The following is a 15316-nucleotide window of genomic DNA, read 5'->3' as shown; positions in this document are numbered from 1 at the left end:
CGACTACCTCGACGGGCTCGAGCTGAGGGTGTTCCCGGGGCCGGGGTCTCGAGGGGCGGGCTGCGCCCGCTGCTCGATCAGCAGGAGGGCGCCGCTCAGGCCTCGACCCAGGTCCAGGTGCCGGCCGGGCCGTCGACCGAGACCTCGCCGCCGGAGCGCGTCACGGTGAAGACCGTCTCCTCCCCCGTGTCGTGCGCGACGACCCGGACCGGCGTCGCTCCGTCCGGCCCCGGGAACACCCTCAGCTCGAGCCCGTCGAGGTAGTCGTACTCGGCCGAGTCCTGGCGGGCCCCCACCGGGATCACCGCACCCTCGCGCACGTACAGCGGCAGCGAGTCGAAGCCGTGGACCTCACGGCGCCACTCCCCCGTCGAGACGATCCGCTCGCCCGTCCACCAGCTCGTCCACGTCCCGCGCGGGAGGTAGAACTCGACCGTGCCGTCCTCGGTGAACACCGGAGCGACGAGCAGGTCGTGCCCGAGCAGGTACTGCGTGTCGAGGTGGGCGGCGCTGGGGTCGTCCTCGAACTCGAGCACCATCGGGCGCATGATCGGGACGCCGGTGCTCGCCGCCTCCGCCCCCGCCGCGAAGAGGTAGGGCATCAGCGAGAGCTTCAGCCGGGTGAAGAGCCGGGTGACCTCCACGGCCTCCTCGTCGAACGCCCACGGCACGCGCACCGAGGAGGATCCGTGCAGCCGAGAGTGCGAGGAGAGCAGGCCGAACGCGAGCCAGCGCTTGAACACTCCGGGATCGGGCGTGCCCTCGAAGCCGCCGATGTCGTGCGCCCAGAAGCCGAACCCGCCCAGCGCGAGCGAGAGGCCTCCGCGCAGGGTCTCGGCCATCGACACGTAGGAGGAGGTGTTGTCCCCGCCCCAGTGCACCGGCAGCGACTGCCCGCCGACCGTGGCGCTGCGGGCGAAGAGGACCGCGCGGCCCTCGCCGAGCTCCTGCTCGAGCACCTCGTGCACCGCGCGGTTGTAGAGCTGGGTGTACCAGTTGTGCATGGCCTCGGGGTCGGTCCCGTCGGCCCAGACGACGCCCTCCGACGGGATCCGCTCGCCGAAGTCGGTCTTGAAGGAGTCGACGCCCTGGCGCACGAGGACGCGGAGCTTCTCCTGGAACCAGGAGGTCGCCTCCGGATTCGTGAAGTCGATCAGCGCCATGCCGGCGACCCACATATCCCACTGCCAGACGTCGCCGGAGGCCGTTCTGAGCAGGTAGCCCTTCTCGCGCCCCTCGGCGAACAGCGGCGACGCCTGCGCGATGTACGGATTGATCCAGACGCAGGTGTGCAGTCCGCGCTCGTGCAGGCGGGCGAGGATCCCCTCGGGGTCCGGGAAGGTGCGCGGGTCCCACTCGAGGTCGGTCCACTGGAACTCGCGCATCCAGAAGCAGTCGAAGTGGAACGCCGACAGCGGCAGCTCCCGCTCCGCGAAGCCGTCGATGAAGGAGTTCACCGTCTCCTCGTCGTAGCTCGTGGTGAAGCTGGTCGTCAGCCAGAGCCCGTAGCTCCAGGCGGGCACGACGGAGGGGCGGCCCGCGAGACCGGTGTAGCGCCGCAGCACGTCCTTCTTCGTCGGGCCCTGGATCACCAGGTACTCCAGCGCCTCGCCGCCGACCGAGAACTGCACGCGCTCGACCGCCTCGGAGCCGATCTCGAACGAGACGAGGCCGGGATCGTTCACGAGCACGCCGTAGCCGCGGCTGGAGAGGTAGAACGGGACGTTCTTGTAGGCCTGCTCGGAGGAGGTGCCGCCGTCGGCGTTCCACACATCCACGGTCTGGCCGTTCTTCACGAAGGGGCCGAAGCGCTCGCCGAGCCCGTAGACCAGCTCGCCGACGCCGAGGTCGAGCTGCTCGTGCAGGTAGGCGGCTCCGTCCGGTCCGGTCAGGTAGCCCTGCGCCTTGTGCCCGGAGCCGGTGAGGCGCGTGCCGGTCGAGGTGTCCCAGAACTCCAGCGACCACGGAGCGCCCTGCCTGATCCGGACCTCGAGGTCGCCAGTGCGCAGCACGCCGCCGGACTCCGTCACCTCCGCCGCTCCGATGTCGCCCTCAGCCAGCTCGAAGCCGGGCCGCACCGCCGTCCCGCGCCAGTGCTCGATCCGCACCCGCGCGACCCCCTCGGCCGGCGAGGACACCGTGACCGTGAGCGCCGGCCGGTTGAGGACGTCGCCGCGGCCCTGGATGACCCGGGTCGGGGCGATCACCTCGAGCGAGGTGCCGTCGGTGCGGATGTCGTACGCCTCCTGCGCGAACAGGGGCGTGAATCCGGCCCGCGTCTGCCAGAACCCGTCGGTGAACTTCATGGGGGTGCCTTTCGATGGCGCGCCGGCGGATCCCGTGAGGGAGGCGCCGACGGAGGGAGAGAGGGCTACTTGACCGCGCCGGCGGTGATGCCGCGGGTGAGGGTGCGCTGGAAGATCAGGAAGAAGATCAGCGTCGGGAGAAGGCCCAGGAGGGCGCTCGCGCTGGTCGTGGTGACGTCCATGATCTTGTCGCCCTGGAGGCTCGAGATCGCGATCGGGACGGTCTGCGTCGCGTCGCTCACCAGGAAGACCAGCGGGATGAGGAACTCGTTCCAGGTCCAGATGAAGAAGAAGATCATCAGCACCGAGAGGGTGGGCCGCGAGATCGGGACGATCACCCGGGTGAGGACCTGCCACTTCGAGGCGCCGTCGAGAGCCGCGGCCTCGAGGATCTCCTTCGGGAAGGTGCCGTAGACGCTCGAGAGCAGATAGGTGCCGAACGCCGACTGGATGACGGTGAAGATGACGATGACCGACAGCTGGGTGTCGTAGATCCCGACCGCTTTGAACATGTAGTACAGCGGGTAGAGCAGGGCCTCCTGCGGGAGCATGTTCGCCAGCAGGAACAGGACGATGATCCAGCTCCGGCCGCGGACCCGGCCGATGCCGATCGCGTAGGCGTTCAGCACCGAGAGGGCGACGGCGAGGATCGCGACCGACCCCGAGATGAGGATCGAGTTGCCGAGCTTCTCGGGGAAGTCGACGCGGCCCCAGAAGGTCGAGAGGCCGTCGAAGGAGAGGCCGGTCGGGAAGGCGAGCGGGCCGTCCGCCGAGTACTCCGCGGGGGTCTTGAAGGAGTTGAGCAGGATCAGCAGCACCGGGCTGATGATCACGAGCCCGATCACCACGGCGACGGCGAGGATCACCCAGTCGCCGAGGGTGCGCTTCGTCGTGCCCTTCGCGGGCTTGGCGGGACGGGAGGACGAGAGGTCCGCGTCCTGCGTGCCGGCCTGGGTGAGGGGCAGGGTCTCGATGGCCGACATCAGCGGGCTCCTTCGCTGCGCTCGACGCGCTCCTGGGCGCGGATGAACAGCACGGCGAGGATCACGATGACGATCGTGAGCGCGGTCGCGATGGTGGCGCCGTAGCCCACCTGCTGCTTCTGGAAGAACTCGGTGTACGAGTAGTAGGAGGGGACGATCGTGGAGTCGCCGGGGCCGCCGCGGGTCAGGGCGTAGATCGGGCCGAAGACCTTCAGCGCGGCGATGGTGCAGGTGAGGGTGACCACGAAGATCTCGGGCCGGATGATCGAGACCGTGATCCAGCGGAAGCGCTGGAACCAGTTCGCCCCGTCGAGCTCCGCCGCCTCGTAGAGCTCGGGGTCCACGCGCTGCAGCGCCGCCATGAAGATGACGACCGGGTAGCCCAGCTGCACCCAGATCATCACGACCATGATCGAGAGCATCGCGGTGTCCGGCTTGCCGAGCCAGTCGTGCGAGAGGGAGCCGAGCCCGACGGCCTCGAGGATCGAGTTCAGCGCGCCGTTGTCGGGGCGGAGGATCCAGCCGATGACGATCGCGGCGATGACGGTCGGCAGGATCTGCGGGAGGTAGTAGGTGGCGCGGAGGAAGCTCGCCAGGCGCCCGCCGAACTTCTTGCCGACGAGATCGAAGAGGATCGCCGCGAGCAGGAGTCCGAGGATCGTGGGGACGATCACCATCGCGATGATCATGTAGACCGAGTTGAGGAACGAGGTCCAGAACTGGTCGTCGCCCATCAGCTCGATCCAGTTGTCGAGGCCGATGAAGATCGGCGGCTTGATGCCGCGCCAGGACGTGAAGCTGATGTAGACGTTCCAGATCAGCGGGATCAGCACGATGAACGTGAAGAGCACGAACCCGGGGATCAGGTAGAGCCAGTAGCCGCCGGAGCGCTTCTCGCGGGGCGGCGTCGTGGGAGGCGGCGCGCTCTCCGCGCGACGAGGTGCTGTCGTCGTCATGGGTACTCCTAGGTCGGACGGGGTCGTGGGTGTGCTGCCGCGGGATGCCGCTCCGGTACGGAGGCGACGGCGTGTCGCGTACCGGAGCGGCATCCCGCGGGGGGCGAGGGGCGGGGGTTCGGCGGTGCTCGTGCGACCCCGTCGAGGGGTCGCAGTCACCTCAACGGGTCGTCCGCTGCCGTTCCGCGCCTGCAGGCGCGGGGCCGGCCGCCTCGGCCGACATCACGTGATGCTTCCGCGTCACGTGATGTCGGCGACTCCGTCGTCGTACTTGGCCTGGAGGTCGGAGAGCATGGCGGACTCGTCGGAGGAGCCGTTGATGAGCTCCTGCGTGGCGGCGACCAGGTCGTCGTAGAAGGTCGCGGTGGGCCAGTCGGGGTAGAAGGAGAGCTGGTCGCCGTCGACGACCGTCTTCCACTGCGAGAGCAGCGCCTTGCTCTTCTCGTCGGTGATGGCGCTCTCGTCGACGACCAGCGGGATGCCTCCGTTGTTGCCGATGAGGTTCTGGATCTCGGGCCGCATCGTGATGTCGATCCACTTGTAGGCGAGGTCCTTGTTCTTCGCCGTCTCCGGGATCACCCAGTGGTTGCCGGCGGAGCCCATCGTGAACTCGGCGCCCGGGAAGAGGAACGTGTCCCACTCGAATCCGGTGATCTCGGTCTTGAAGCGGCCGAACCACCAGGAGCCCGAGAAGAAGATCGGGTACTCGCCCGAGATGAACGCCGTGCCCGCGTCCTCCGCCTTCAGCCCGGAGGCGTCGGCCGAGAAGTAGCCCTTGTCGACGTAGGTCTTCAGCTGGTCGGCCGCGTAGCTCCAGGCCGCGTCCTCGAAGTCGACCTCGCCCGTGTAGGTCTGGTAGTCGGTGATCCAGGAGCGGTCGGCCTTCAGCAGCGCGAGCTGGTAGAAGAGCTGCTGCAGCGGGTACTCGGCGCCGGCCTCGGCCAGCGGGGTGATCCCCTTGGCCACGAAGGCGTCGAGGACGGCCGTGAACTCCTCGTAGGTGGTGGGGACCTCGAGGCCGTTCGCGGCGAAGGCGTCCTTGTTGTAGTAGACGAAGGTGAACTCGCCGTAGTTGGGGATGCCGTACCAGGAGCCGGAGCCCATGATCCCGTTCTCGTCGTACTTCGCGGTGGTCTGCAGCGCGCCGGGGATCAGCGAGTCCCAGCCGTAGAACGCGACCGCCTCGTCGAGGTTGGTGAGCAGGCCCTGGCTCGAGAGGAGTCCGCTGGTCGCGTTGCCCTTGTTGTACTCGACGACGTCGGGCGCCGAGTTGGAGTTGAAGATCTGGCTGGCGCCGGTGCGCAGCTGCTCGAAGGCCTTGAACTCGTACGCGATCTCGGCCCCCGTCTCCTGCGTGAAGATGTCGCGGGCGGCGAGCCAGGCGATGCCGCGGTCGCTGTCGGGCGTCTCGAAGTCCCAGAGCGTGAGGGTGCGGCCGGCGCCGTCGACCGTGGTCGAGAGCGCGTCGGAGCCGGCGTCGGAGCCGCCACCGGAGCAGGCGGCCAGCGCGAACATCGCGCTGAGGCCGACTCCGCCGGCGAGGAGGTTGCGCCGGCTGAGACCGGCGGTCGGGCGGTGGAAGGCGGAGCGGGATCGGAGCGACATTGCGGTGGTTCTCCTTCGAACGGTGCGGTGGTGCTGCGGAGGTGGTGCAGGGAGCGCTCTCTCGCGGGGGCGTGGTGTCGAAGCGTTTCGACAGTGCGCAGAGCCGGAGCGGGCAGGAAGAGGGTGGAGGACTAGAGGGAGGCCGGCGCGGGAGTGCCGGACGGGACCGCCGGCACCGGAGCGCCGGTCGGAGCGACCGCGAGGGATCCGCGGTCGACGTAGGAGGGCGGGAGCAGCTCGACGCCGACGGTGCGGCCGGAGTCGATCTGCTGGAGGGTCCGCGCGACGGCCGCTCGGCACATCGCGTCGAACGGGAGGGGAAGACTGCTGGTGGGGACCGGGAGGGCGCCGCCGTCGTAGCTGGCGCAGGCCGCCAGGATCGACAGGTCGCCGGGGACGGAGAGGCCGCGCTCGAGGACGCGCTCGATCGCCGCCTCCGCCACGGGCTCGTTGCAGTGCAGCACGAGCGCGGTCGGCGGGACGGGTGCTCCGAGGATCGCGTCGATCGCGGCCGATGCGCTCGGGCGGCCGATGTGCGGGCGCTCGACCGCGATCTCGACTCCGAGCGCAGCGGCCTCGGCGCGGAACGCCTCGTCGAAGCGGCGGACGAAGCCGGCGTTGCGGTCGGTGTAGGACTGCGGGTGCTCGAGCAGGCCGAGCGAGCGGTGGCCCAGCTCGGCGAGCCGGCGGACGCTCTGGCGGGCGGCCTCGGCGAAGTCGAGGTCGACGCAGGCGAGATCGTGGGAGTCGGCGGGCACGCCGATGAAGGTGGCGGGGACCCCGGCCGCGCGGATCAGCTCGGCGCGGTCGTCGTCGTCGTCGACGCCCATCAGGACGATGCCGTCGACGAGCGAGGAGGAGGAGACGCGCCCGATGCCGCTGGAGGCCTCGTCGGTGACGAGCAGCAGGACGTCGTAGTCCGACTCCCGGGCGCGCTCGAGCACCTCGGTGACGAAGCGCATGTGGGTCGGCAGATGCAGCTCGCCGCGCATCGGGGCGGAGAGGGCGAGGATGTGGGTCCGCGCCCCGGCGAGCATCCGGGCTCCCGCGTGGGGCCGGTAGCCGAGCTGGCGCACCGCGTCGTCGACGCGCTGCCGTGTGGAGGCGGCGATCGAGCGCTTGCCGGAGAGGGCGTAGGAGACGGTGCTGATCGAGACTCCGGCAGCGCGGGCCACGTCGTGGATGGTCGCCATGGCTCCTCCTGCCGGACGTCGTCGTCGGTCGCGGTCGGGCTTCGAAGCGCTTCGACCGGTTGTGCTGGAGCGACTGTACGCACAGTCGAAGCGCTTGCGCAAGCGATCCTCGCGACGTCCTCCCCGGGCGTCGGCCCGCTCCGCGAGCGGTTCCGCGGCACGAACGGGCGGCACCCGCGAGGGGCCGGAGGGCGACGCGCCGGGCTTTCCGCTCGTTGCGCCTCCCGGCCCTCAGGGGATATGTTGGGCTCAACAACAATTCGGCGACGTCGCCGGAAAGGATTCGGATCCCATGTCCCTGACCCCCACCCGCGCCGACAAGTTCTCGTTCGGCCTCTGGACCATCGGCTACAACGGGACGGACCCGTTCGGCGGCCCGACCCGCGAGCCGCTCGACGTCGTCCACGCGGTCGAGAAGCTCGACGAGCTCGGCGCCTACGGCCTCACCTTCCACGACGACGACCTGTTCGCCTTCGGCTCCACCGACGCCGAGCGCCAGACCCAGATCGACCGCCTCAAGGGCGCGCTGGAGTCCACCGGCCTCATCGTGCCGATGGTCACCACCAACCTCTTCAGCGCCCCGGTCTTCAAGGACGGCGGCTTCACCTCGAACGACCGCGACGTCCGCCGCTTCGCGCTGCGCAAGGTCCTCCGCAACATCGACCTCGCCGCCGAGCTGGGCGCGAAGACCTTCGTCATGTGGGGCGGCCGCGAAGGCGCCGAGTACGACTCCGCCAAGGACATCCGCGCCGCGCTCGAGCGCTACCGCGAGGCCGTCAACCTGCTCGGCGACTACGTCACCGACAAGGGCTACGACATCCGCTTCGCCATCGAGCCCAAGCCGAACGAGCCCCGCGGCGACATCCTGCTGCCGACGCTCGGCCACGCGATCGCGTTCATCGACTCCCTCGAGCGCCCCGAGCTCGTCGGCGTGAACCCCGAGGTCGGCCACGAGCAGATGGCGGGCCTGAACTTCACCGCCGGCATCGCCCAGGCGCTGTACCACGGCAAGCTCTTCCACATCGACCTCAACGGCCAGCGCGGCATCAAGTACGACCAGGACCTGGTCTTCGGCCACGGAGACCTGCACAACGCGTTCTCGCTCGTCGACCTCCTCGAGAACGGCGGCCCCGGCGGCGTCCCGGCCTACGACGGCCCGCGCCACTTCGACTACAAGCCCTCGCGCACCGAGGACGAGACCGGAGTCTGGGACTCGGCCGCAGCGAACATGCGCACCTACCTGCTGCTCAAGGAGCGCGCCGCGGCCTTCCGCGCCGACCCCGAGGTGCAGGAGGCGCTGGCCGCCGCGAAGGTCGCCGAGCTCTCCACCCCGACGCTGAACGAGGGCGAGTCGTACGACGACCTGCTCGCGGACACCGCCTCGTACGAGTCGTTCGACGCCGACGCCTACCTCGGCGGCAAGGGCTTCGGCTTCGTGCGCCTGCAGCAGCTGGCCACCGAGCACCTGCTCGGCGCCCGCGGCTGACCCGCACCCCCTGAGCCCGCGGTCCGCCGCGGGACGACCTGAGACGGACGAGATCCCCTGCACCCGCACGGGGTCTCGTCCGTTCTCCTGCATCCGGCCCGGTTCCGCACCGGACGCCCGAACCCGAACCCCCCAACGAAAGAGGACAGCGATGACGCTCGTCGCAGGGATCGACTCGTCGACCCAGAGCTGCAAGGTGGTCGTCCGCGACCTCGACACCGGCGCCGTGGTGCGCACCGGCCGGGCGAGCCACCCGGACGGCACCGAGGTCGATCCGGCCGCGTGGTGGGAGGCGCTGCAGCTCGCCCTCGCCGACGCCGGCGGGCTCGACGACGTCGCCGCGATCTCGGTCGGCGGCCAGCAGCACGGCATGGTCGTCCTCGACGAGAGCGGCGCCGTCATCCGCCCCGCTCTGCTCTGGAACGACACCCGCAGCGCGCCCGCCGCCGCCGCGCTCATCGAGGAGCTCGGAGCCGGGGCCTGGGCAAAGCGGACCGGATCGGTGCCGGTCGCCTCCTTCACCGCCACCAAGCTCCGCTGGCTGCGCGACGCCGAGCCCGAGAACGCCGCCCGTGTCGCCGCCGTCGCGCTCCCCCACGACTGGCTGACCTGGCGCCTGCTCGGCTACGGCCCCGACTCCGCCCGTGGTCCGCAGCTCGACGCGCTCACGACCGACCGGTCCGACGCGTCCGGCACCTCGTACTGGGGAGCGGACGGCTACGACCTCGACCTGCTCGAGCGCGCCCTCGGCCACCGCCCGCTGCTCCCCCGCGTGCTCGGCCCCTCGGAGGAGGCGGGCCGCACCGAGAGCGGACTCGTCGTCGGCCCCGGCGCGGGCGACAACGCGGGCGCCGCGCTCGGCCTCGGCGCCGGCCCCGGCGACGTGGTCGTCAGCATCGGCACGAGCGGCACCGTCTTCGCCGTCACGGACGACCCGGTGCGCGACGCCTCCGGGACCGTCGCCGGCTTCGCCGACGCGAGCGGGCGCTTCCTGCCGCTGGTCGCGACGCTCAACGCCGCGCGCGTGCTGGCCTCGACCGCGACCCTGCTCGGCAGCGACTTCGACGAGTTCGCCGCACTGGCGCTCGAGGCGGAGCCGGGTGCCGACGGCCTCGTGCTGGTCCCCTACTTCGAGGGCGAGCGCACGCCGAACCTGCCGGACGCGACCGCGAGCCTGCACGGGATGACCATCGCCTCGACCACGCGGCCGAACCTCGCCCGCGCGGCGATCGAGGGCATGCTCTGCGGACTGGCCGACGGCCTCGACGCCGTTCGCGCGCAGGGAGTGGAGGCGCGGCGCATCCTCCTCATCGGCGGAGCCGCGCAGAACCGCGCCGTGCAGCTCGCTGCATCGCAGGTGTTCGACGTGCCCGTGCAGGTGCCGACGCCCGGCGAGTACGTGGCCGACGGTGCCGCCGTGCAGGCCGCCTGGGCGCTGACAGGATCGCGTCCGACGTGGACCGTCACCTCGGTGGCCGAGCCCGCGCCGGACCACCGCCCCGTGATCCGCGAGCAGTACGCGGCCGCCCGCGCCTGAGAATCCGGCCCCGGCCCTCTCCAGGGTCGGGGCCTCGCCGCAAGCCCCAGTGGACGGGGAGCGGAATCGCGCTACTCTCATTACTCAGCCAGCTGACTAATGGAGGAGCGACATGACCGCCACACGAACCCCCGACCGCGCCGACCGGATCCGCCAGGTCGTCGTCGCCGTGAGCGCGGTGCTCGCCCTCATCGGCTCCTTCATCGGCTCGGGCGCCGCGGGCGGCACGCAGATCCAGAACGCGGCCGGCGGCGCCCTGACCGCGTCCTCGACCCCCATCGCTCCCGACGGCCCCGCCTTCGCGATCTGGAGCGTCATCTACACCGGCCTCATCGCCTACGCGATCTGGCAGTTCCTGCCCTCGCAGACAGCCCGCACCCGCCACCGCCGGCTGGGCTACTGGGCCGCCGCGAGCCTCCTCCTGAACGCCGCGTGGATCCTGGTCGTCCAGGCCGGCTTCCTGACGCTCAGCGTCGTCGTGATCGCCCTGCTGCTCGCCGTGCTCGCGCGCATCTTCGTGATCCTGCGGACCACCCGGTCGGCCGGAGTGGTCGACGCGATCGTGACGGACGGCACCTTCGGGCTCTACCTCGGCTGGGTGTGCGTGGCCACGGCCGCGAACGTCACCGCCGGGCTCGTCGGCGCGGGAGTCGGCAGCGCAGATGGTCCGGGCGCCGCGGTCTGGGCGGTCGTCGTCCTCGCCGTCGCCGCGCTCGTCGGACTCCTGATCGCCGTCACCGGCCGCGGCCGCATCGCCCCGATGCTCTCGCTCGTCTGGGGACTCTCCTGGGTCGCCGTCGGCCGCTTCGCCGGCGAGCTCGTCTCGGTCCCCGCCGGGATCGCCGCGCTGGTCGCCGCCGCCGTGGTGCTCGTGGTCACCCTCCTCGTCCGCGCCACCGCGGGACGCCGGATCAGCGCCGCCTGATCCTTGCGCGACGAAGGCCGAGAGGCCGGGACAGCCCTGGTCCGGGGCCGCCCGGCCTCTCGGCCTCCGTCGTGGCGGCGGATCAGGTGATCAGCGTGTCGACGTACTCCCGGTTCTCGTCCATCCACGCGGCGAGGGCGGCGGAGCGGTCGTCGGCCCCGTCGTTGAACAGCGCGTTCTCGAGCGAGTAGAGCGTCTTCGAGTCCATCCGGAAGTCGCGGATCCAGCGGCTCATCGTCGGGTAGTCCGCGTCGAACGCGGCCGAGCCGAAGGAGTGGATCCCCTCCGCCTGCCCGAGCAGGCCCTTCGGGTCCTCGAGGTCCTTGACCGGGAAGGCGTCGTAGGCCCAGTGCGGGCGCCAGAGCGTGACGGCGATGTTCTCGCCCGCGGCGGTCGCGCTCGAGAGCTCCTGGAGCATGGCCGGCGTCGACGAGGTGAGGTAGTCCATCCCCTCCAGGCCGTAGCCGGGGATGACGTCCTCGGTCGTCGTCTTGTTGAGACCGGAGCCGGGCTCGATGCCGATCAGGCGGTTGCCGACGACGCCCGGGTCGGCGGCGAGCTCCTCGAGGGAGTCGATCGGAGCGTCCTCGTTGACCGCGATGGTCAGCTTCGCCTCGTCGTTCCACGCGCCCAGGTCGACGATCGAGTCGCCGTACTGCTCGACGTACCGGGCGTGGGTGAGCGGCAGCCAGGTGTCGAGGGCGAGGTCGTAGTCGCCCGTCGAGAGGCCCTGGAAGCCGGGGGCGACGTCGGCGTTCTGCAGGGTCACGTCGTAGCCCTGCTCCTCGAGCACCGCCTCCCACAGAGCGGAGACGGCGATCCCCTCGTCCCAGCCCTGGAACACGGCGACGGTCAGGTCGGTGCGGTCGCCGTTGTCGACGGAGGAGCCGGTGGCGGGAGCGGCGAGGGTCGCGGCCCCGAGGGACGCGACCAGGCCGATCGAGACGACGCCGACGGCCGAGCGGGTCGCCACGACGGCGCGGCGGTTCTTCGCCCGGGCGACCCTCGCCGGCGAGGGCGAGCCCAGCGCGCCGGTCATCCGGTCGAGGACGACCGCGAGGATCACGACGGAGATGCCCGCCTCGAAGCCGAGCGCGACATCGATCCGGTTGAGGCTCGCGACGACATCGCCGCCCAGCCCTCCGGCGCCGACCATGCCCGCGATGACGACCATCGAGAGCGAGAGCATGATGACCTGGTTGAGGCCCGCCAGGATCGAGGGCAGCGCCAGCGGCAGCTGGATCTGGCGGAGGATCCGCCACTTCGAGGAGCCGAACGACTCCCCCGCCTCGACGAGCTCCGGGTCGACGCCGCGGATGCCCAGCTCGGTGAGCCGGACGCCCGGCGCCATCGCGAACACGATGGTCGCGACGATGCCCGGCACCACTCCGACCCGGAACAGGATCAGCGCGGGGATCAGGTAGACGAAGGCCGGCATCGTCTGCATCAGGTCGAGCACGGGCCGGATGACCGCGGAGGCCGTGCGGTTGCGCGCGGCGAGCACGCCCAGCGGCACGCTCAGCGCGATGGCGATCACGGAGGCGACGAGCACCAGCGCGAGGGAGTCCATCGCGTTCTCCCACTGGTCGACCCCCACGATCAGCAGGAGCCCCACGGCGGTGCCGGCCGCGAAGACCCAGCCGCGGACGGCGTAGGCCAGTACGGCGAGGAAGGCGACGATCACCCAGAAGGGCGGCGTGGCGAGGACGAGGTCGACGCCGGAGTAGAGGGCGCCGAAGACGGTGCGCAGCAGGTCGAAGACCGGCTGGAAGGTCTGCGTGAGGACGTCGACGGCACCCTCGGCGAGGGCGCCGAGCGGGAGGCGGAATCCGAGATCGGTCATCGTGCACCTCCGTCCGCCGCGAGGACGGCGTCGTCGACGGGGCCTCCGGTCGCGTGCAGGGTCGCGGTGACGACCTCGGTCGAGACGGTGGCGGGCGGCTCGATCACCGGGTGCTCGCCGGTGCGGGCGGGCACGTTGCCGAGCGCCGCGAGCAGGGTCACCCGCGGGATCGCTCCGAGCAGACGCCCGTCGGCGTCGACCACGGCGACCGGCAGCGCCGACTCGACGGCGGGCTCGATGACCTCGCTGAGGGCGGTGTCCGGACCGACGGTGACGACGTCGGAGGTGAGGACCGCCGAGAGGTCGCCGGTGCTCCGGCGCACCTGCTCGATCACGTCGCGGTCGCGGACCGTGCCCAGCAGGCGGCGTCCGCCGCCGACCACGAACGCGGCCGAGGTCTGCAGGTCGCGCATGCTCCTCAGCGCGGCGCGGGGACCGGCCGCGAGGGTGACCACGGAGCGGGCGGGCTCCATCACGGCGGAGGCGGTGAGCACGCGGGCGCGGTCGACGTCCTGCACGAACTGGGCGACGTAGTCGTTCGCCGGGTCGGTGAGGATCTCCTCCGGGGTGCCGATCTGGACGATGCGGCCGTCGCGCATCACCGCGATGCGGTCGCCGAGGAACATGGCCTCGTTGAGGTCGTGCGTGATGAAGACGATGGTCTTGCCGAGCTCGTGCTGCAGCTCGATCAGCTGCTCCTGCATCTCGCGGCGGATCAGCGGGTCGAGTGCCGAGAACGCCTCGTCCATCAGCACGATGTCGGTGTCGGCGGCGAGCGCCCGGGCGAGGCCGACGCGCTGGCGCATGCCGCCGGAGAGCTCGTCGGGCATCTTCTCGTGCCAGCCGGCGAGACCGGCGCGCTCGACCGCGAGCAGGGCCCGCTCGCGGCGCTCGGCCGCGGGGACGCCCTGGATCTCGAGCGGGTACGCGACGTTGTCGAGCACGGTGCGGTGCGGGAGGAGCGCGAAGTGCTGGAACACCATCGACACCGACGAGCGGCGCACGCGGCGCAGCTCCGCCTCGGAGACGCCGGTGATGGTGGAGCCCTCGATCAGGACCTCGCCCGCGGAGGGCTCCTGGAGCCCGTTCAGCATGCGGATGAGGGTGGACTTCCCGGAGCCGGAGAGGCCCATCACGACGAAGATCTCGCCGCGGCGCACGGTGAAGGACGCGTCGATCACCGCGGCCGTGCCGAGTCCGGCGAGCTCGCCGCGGTCGGCGCCCTCGCCCAGTCGGCGGACGACCTCGTCGGGCTTCCGGCCGAACACCTTGAAGAGGTGGCGGGCCTCGAGAGCGGGGGTCGCGGGATCGGCGCCCGCCTCGCTCCGGGGCTCGCTGATGGTCTGCTGGTTCTGGTGCACGTACACTCCGTCGGCGCGCAGGGACGACGCCCTGCGCTCATCTCGTGGTGCCGGGTCGGGAGCGTGGGACAGCCGTGCGTCGAGCCTCCGCGTGCGTCCCGCCGCTCAGCGCGGCAGGGGGTGGAGGCGAGAGCGTCCGAGGCGGCCTCGGGGCCGCCTCCACTCCCGTTGACCGTACGATCGCGGCGCGTCCTGGGGGACGCCGTGCGAGCGCGGACCGGTTCATCGGGGCCCGTGAGGACCGCCGACCACGGTAGCCGCGGAGCCGCCGAGGGGCAAACGTCGGACAATTGCGGGGGCGGGTCCAGGGGTGGTGGTGAACCGATCGGCGCGAGTGAATGTGCTGGTCGGAGCTGATTTCCGGAGTGTTGCGCGATCGTTACCGTGATGGCGCGGCCGGCGGCGCTCGTTCCGGCCGGTCTCCATCCGCCGCTGCTCGACCGGCGAGGAGGCCCTGTCGCTCAGACGGTGGTCTCGCCCGCCGGGCCCGAGGGGGCCGCCGCGCCGACTCCGCTGACGGGCTCGCCCTGCCAGGACACGAGGGTCCACGCGTCGCCCGAGCCCTCGAGGACGACGACGCCGGTGTTGTCGAGCAGGTGGTCGGCGATGAAGCGCGCATCGAGGTCGAGGGAGCGCAGACCCGCCCAGCAGCGGATGGCCGCGCCGTGGCTGACCAGCGCGACGACCTCGTGCCCGAGCGCCTCCGCCTCCGCCACCACCGCGTCGTAGCGCGCCGCGAACTCGTCGCCCGTCTCGCCGCCCGCCAGCCGGATCGACGTCTCGCCGCCGGCCCAGCGGAAGACCGTGCCCATGTACTCCTCGACCGCCGCGTCGTCGCCGCGCATCTCGAGCCCCGCGGCCGCGACCTCGCGGATGCCGTCGCGCTCGATCGGCTCGAGCCCGAGCGCCGCGGCGAGAGGGGCGGCCGTCTCGTGGGTGCGGACCATCGTCGAGACGAGCAGCGCGCCGATCCCCTCGCCGGCGAGCTGACCGGGCAGCGCCGCGGCCTGGGTGCGGCCGAGGTCGGTGAGCCCGGGTCCGGGGATGCGGGTGTCGAGGAGCCCGGCGACGTTGGAGGGGGTCTGGCCGTGGCGGATCAGGAGGAGGCGCATCCGCCCACG

At 71.4% G+C, this 15316-nt stretch carries 11 protein-coding genes; 3 read left to right on the top strand and 8 right to left on the bottom strand.

The features are described from left to right. Positions 1-95 precede the first annotated feature (95 nt). The 5 genes from yicI to C5C39_RS14995 form a co-directional block, all read right to left on the bottom strand. Positions 96-2306 carry an alpha-xylosidase gene (yicI, locus tag C5C39_RS15015; RefSeq protein ID WP_104353754.1) on the bottom strand — a complete coding sequence of 737 codons (2211 nt, stop codon included), beginning with the start codon at positions 2304-2306 and terminating at the stop codon, positions 96-98. A 65-nt stretch (positions 2307-2371) separates the two neighbouring features. Further along, positions 2372-3289 (bottom strand): carbohydrate ABC transporter permease, encoded by a 918-nt coding sequence (locus C5C39_RS15010; RefSeq protein ID WP_104353753.1) that lies wholly within the window; start codon positions 3287-3289, stop codon positions 2372-2374. Beyond that, a complete protein-coding gene (locus C5C39_RS15005) occupies positions 3289-4245 on the bottom strand; it encodes a carbohydrate ABC transporter permease (protein WP_104224874.1) in 957 nt (318 codons plus the stop codon). The genes C5C39_RS15010 and C5C39_RS15005 overlap by 1 nt, the downstream gene beginning before the upstream one ends. Before the next feature lie 240 nt (positions 4246-4485). After that, entirely contained in the window at positions 4486-5850 is a 1365-nt protein-coding gene (locus C5C39_RS15000; RefSeq protein ID WP_258060612.1) for an ABC transporter substrate-binding protein, read from the bottom strand. A 131-nt stretch (positions 5851-5981) separates the two neighbouring features. Further along, positions 5982-7043, bottom strand: a complete 1062-nt coding sequence (locus C5C39_RS14995) for a LacI family DNA-binding transcriptional regulator (RefSeq protein WP_104337879.1) — start codon at positions 7041-7043, stop codon at positions 5982-5984. 292 nt (positions 7044-7335) lie between these two features. On the opposite strand from C5C39_RS14995, the gene xylA reads away from it, so the two are divergent. The 3 genes from xylA (at position 7336) to C5C39_RS14980 (ending at position 10991) form a co-directional block, all read left to right on the top strand. Further along, positions 7336-8529 carry a xylose isomerase gene (xylA, locus tag C5C39_RS14990; RefSeq protein WP_104224876.1) on the top strand — a complete coding sequence of 398 codons (1194 nt, stop codon included), beginning with the start codon at positions 7336-7338 and terminating at the stop codon, positions 8527-8529. Positions 8530-8680: 151 nt separating this feature from the next. After that, positions 8681-10066 (top strand): xylulokinase, encoded by a 1386-nt coding sequence (xylB, locus tag C5C39_RS14985; RefSeq protein ID WP_104353752.1) that lies wholly within the window; start codon positions 8681-8683, stop codon positions 10064-10066. A gap of 112 nt (positions 10067-10178) precedes the next feature. Beyond that, complete coding sequence (locus C5C39_RS14980) at positions 10179-10991, top strand: tryptophan-rich sensory protein (protein ID WP_104353751.1); 813 nt, start codon at positions 10179-10181, stop codon at positions 10989-10991. Between the two features lie 82 nt (positions 10992-11073). Here the strand turns inward: C5C39_RS14980 and C5C39_RS17950 are convergent, their stop codons facing one another. From C5C39_RS17950 to C5C39_RS14965, 3 genes are all read right to left on the bottom strand, one after another. Beyond that, the gene (locus C5C39_RS17950; RefSeq protein ID WP_104353750.1) at positions 11074-12834 is read right to left on the bottom strand and encodes an ABC transporter permease/substrate binding protein; all 1761 of its coding nucleotides are present in this window, start codon (positions 12832-12834) and stop codon (positions 11074-11076) included. Further along, positions 12831-14195, bottom strand: a complete 1365-nt coding sequence (locus C5C39_RS14970) for a glycine betaine/L-proline ABC transporter ATP-binding protein (RefSeq protein WP_258075856.1) — start codon at positions 14193-14195, stop codon at positions 12831-12833. The genes C5C39_RS17950 and C5C39_RS14970 overlap by 4 nt, the downstream gene beginning before the upstream one ends. 461 nt (positions 14196-14656) lie before the next feature. Continuing rightward, on the bottom strand, positions 14657-15307 hold the full coding sequence (locus C5C39_RS14965; protein WP_104296109.1) for a histidine phosphatase family protein: 651 nt from the start codon (positions 15305-15307) through the stop codon (positions 14657-14659). Between the last annotated feature and the right edge of the window lie 9 nt (positions 15308-15316).

Origin of the sequence: Rathayibacter sp. AY1F3 (genome assembly GCF_002931975.1) — a bacterium.
Lineage (GTDB): Bacteria > Actinomycetota > Actinomycetes > Actinomycetales > Microbacteriaceae > Rathayibacter.
The sequence above is the reverse complement of the archived record's forward strand: the minus strand, read 5'-3'. Positions and strand labels throughout refer to the sequence as shown.

Bases quoted from the DNA above. Each gene is read 5' to 3' on its own strand.
- yicI (WP_104353754.1), bottom strand. From the start codon at position 2,306: ATGAAGTTCACCGACGGGTTCTGGCAGACGCGGGCCGGATTCACGCCC.
- C5C39_RS15010 (WP_104353753.1), bottom strand. From the start codon at position 3,289: ATGTCGGCCATCGAGACCCTGCCCCTCACCCAGGCCGGCACGCAGGAC.
- C5C39_RS15005 (WP_104224874.1), bottom strand. From the start codon at position 4,245: ATGACGACGACAGCACCTCGTCGCGCGGAGAGCGCGCCGCCTCCCACG.
- C5C39_RS15000 (WP_258060612.1), bottom strand. From the start codon at position 5,850: ATGTCGCTCCGATCCCGCTCCGCCTTCCACCGCCCGACCGCCGGTCTC.
- C5C39_RS14995 (WP_104337879.1), bottom strand. From the start codon at position 7,043: ATGGCGACCATCCACGACGTGGCCCGCGCTGCCGGAGTCTCGATCAGC.
- xylA (WP_104224876.1), top strand. From the start codon at position 7,336: ATGTCCCTGACCCCCACCCGCGCCGACAAGTTCTCGTTCGGCCTCTGG.
- xylB (WP_104353752.1), top strand. From the start codon at position 8,681: ATGACGCTCGTCGCAGGGATCGACTCGTCGACCCAGAGCTGCAAGGTG.
- C5C39_RS14980 (WP_104353751.1), top strand. From the start codon at position 10,179: ATGACCGCCACACGAACCCCCGACCGCGCCGACCGGATCCGCCAGGTC.
- C5C39_RS17950 (WP_104353750.1), bottom strand. From the start codon at position 12,834: ATGACCGATCTCGGATTCCGCCTCCCGCTCGGCGCCCTCGCCGAGGGT.
- C5C39_RS14965 (WP_104296109.1), bottom strand. From the start codon at position 15,307: ATGCGCCTCCTCCTGATCCGCCACGGCCAGACCCCCTCCAACGTCGCC.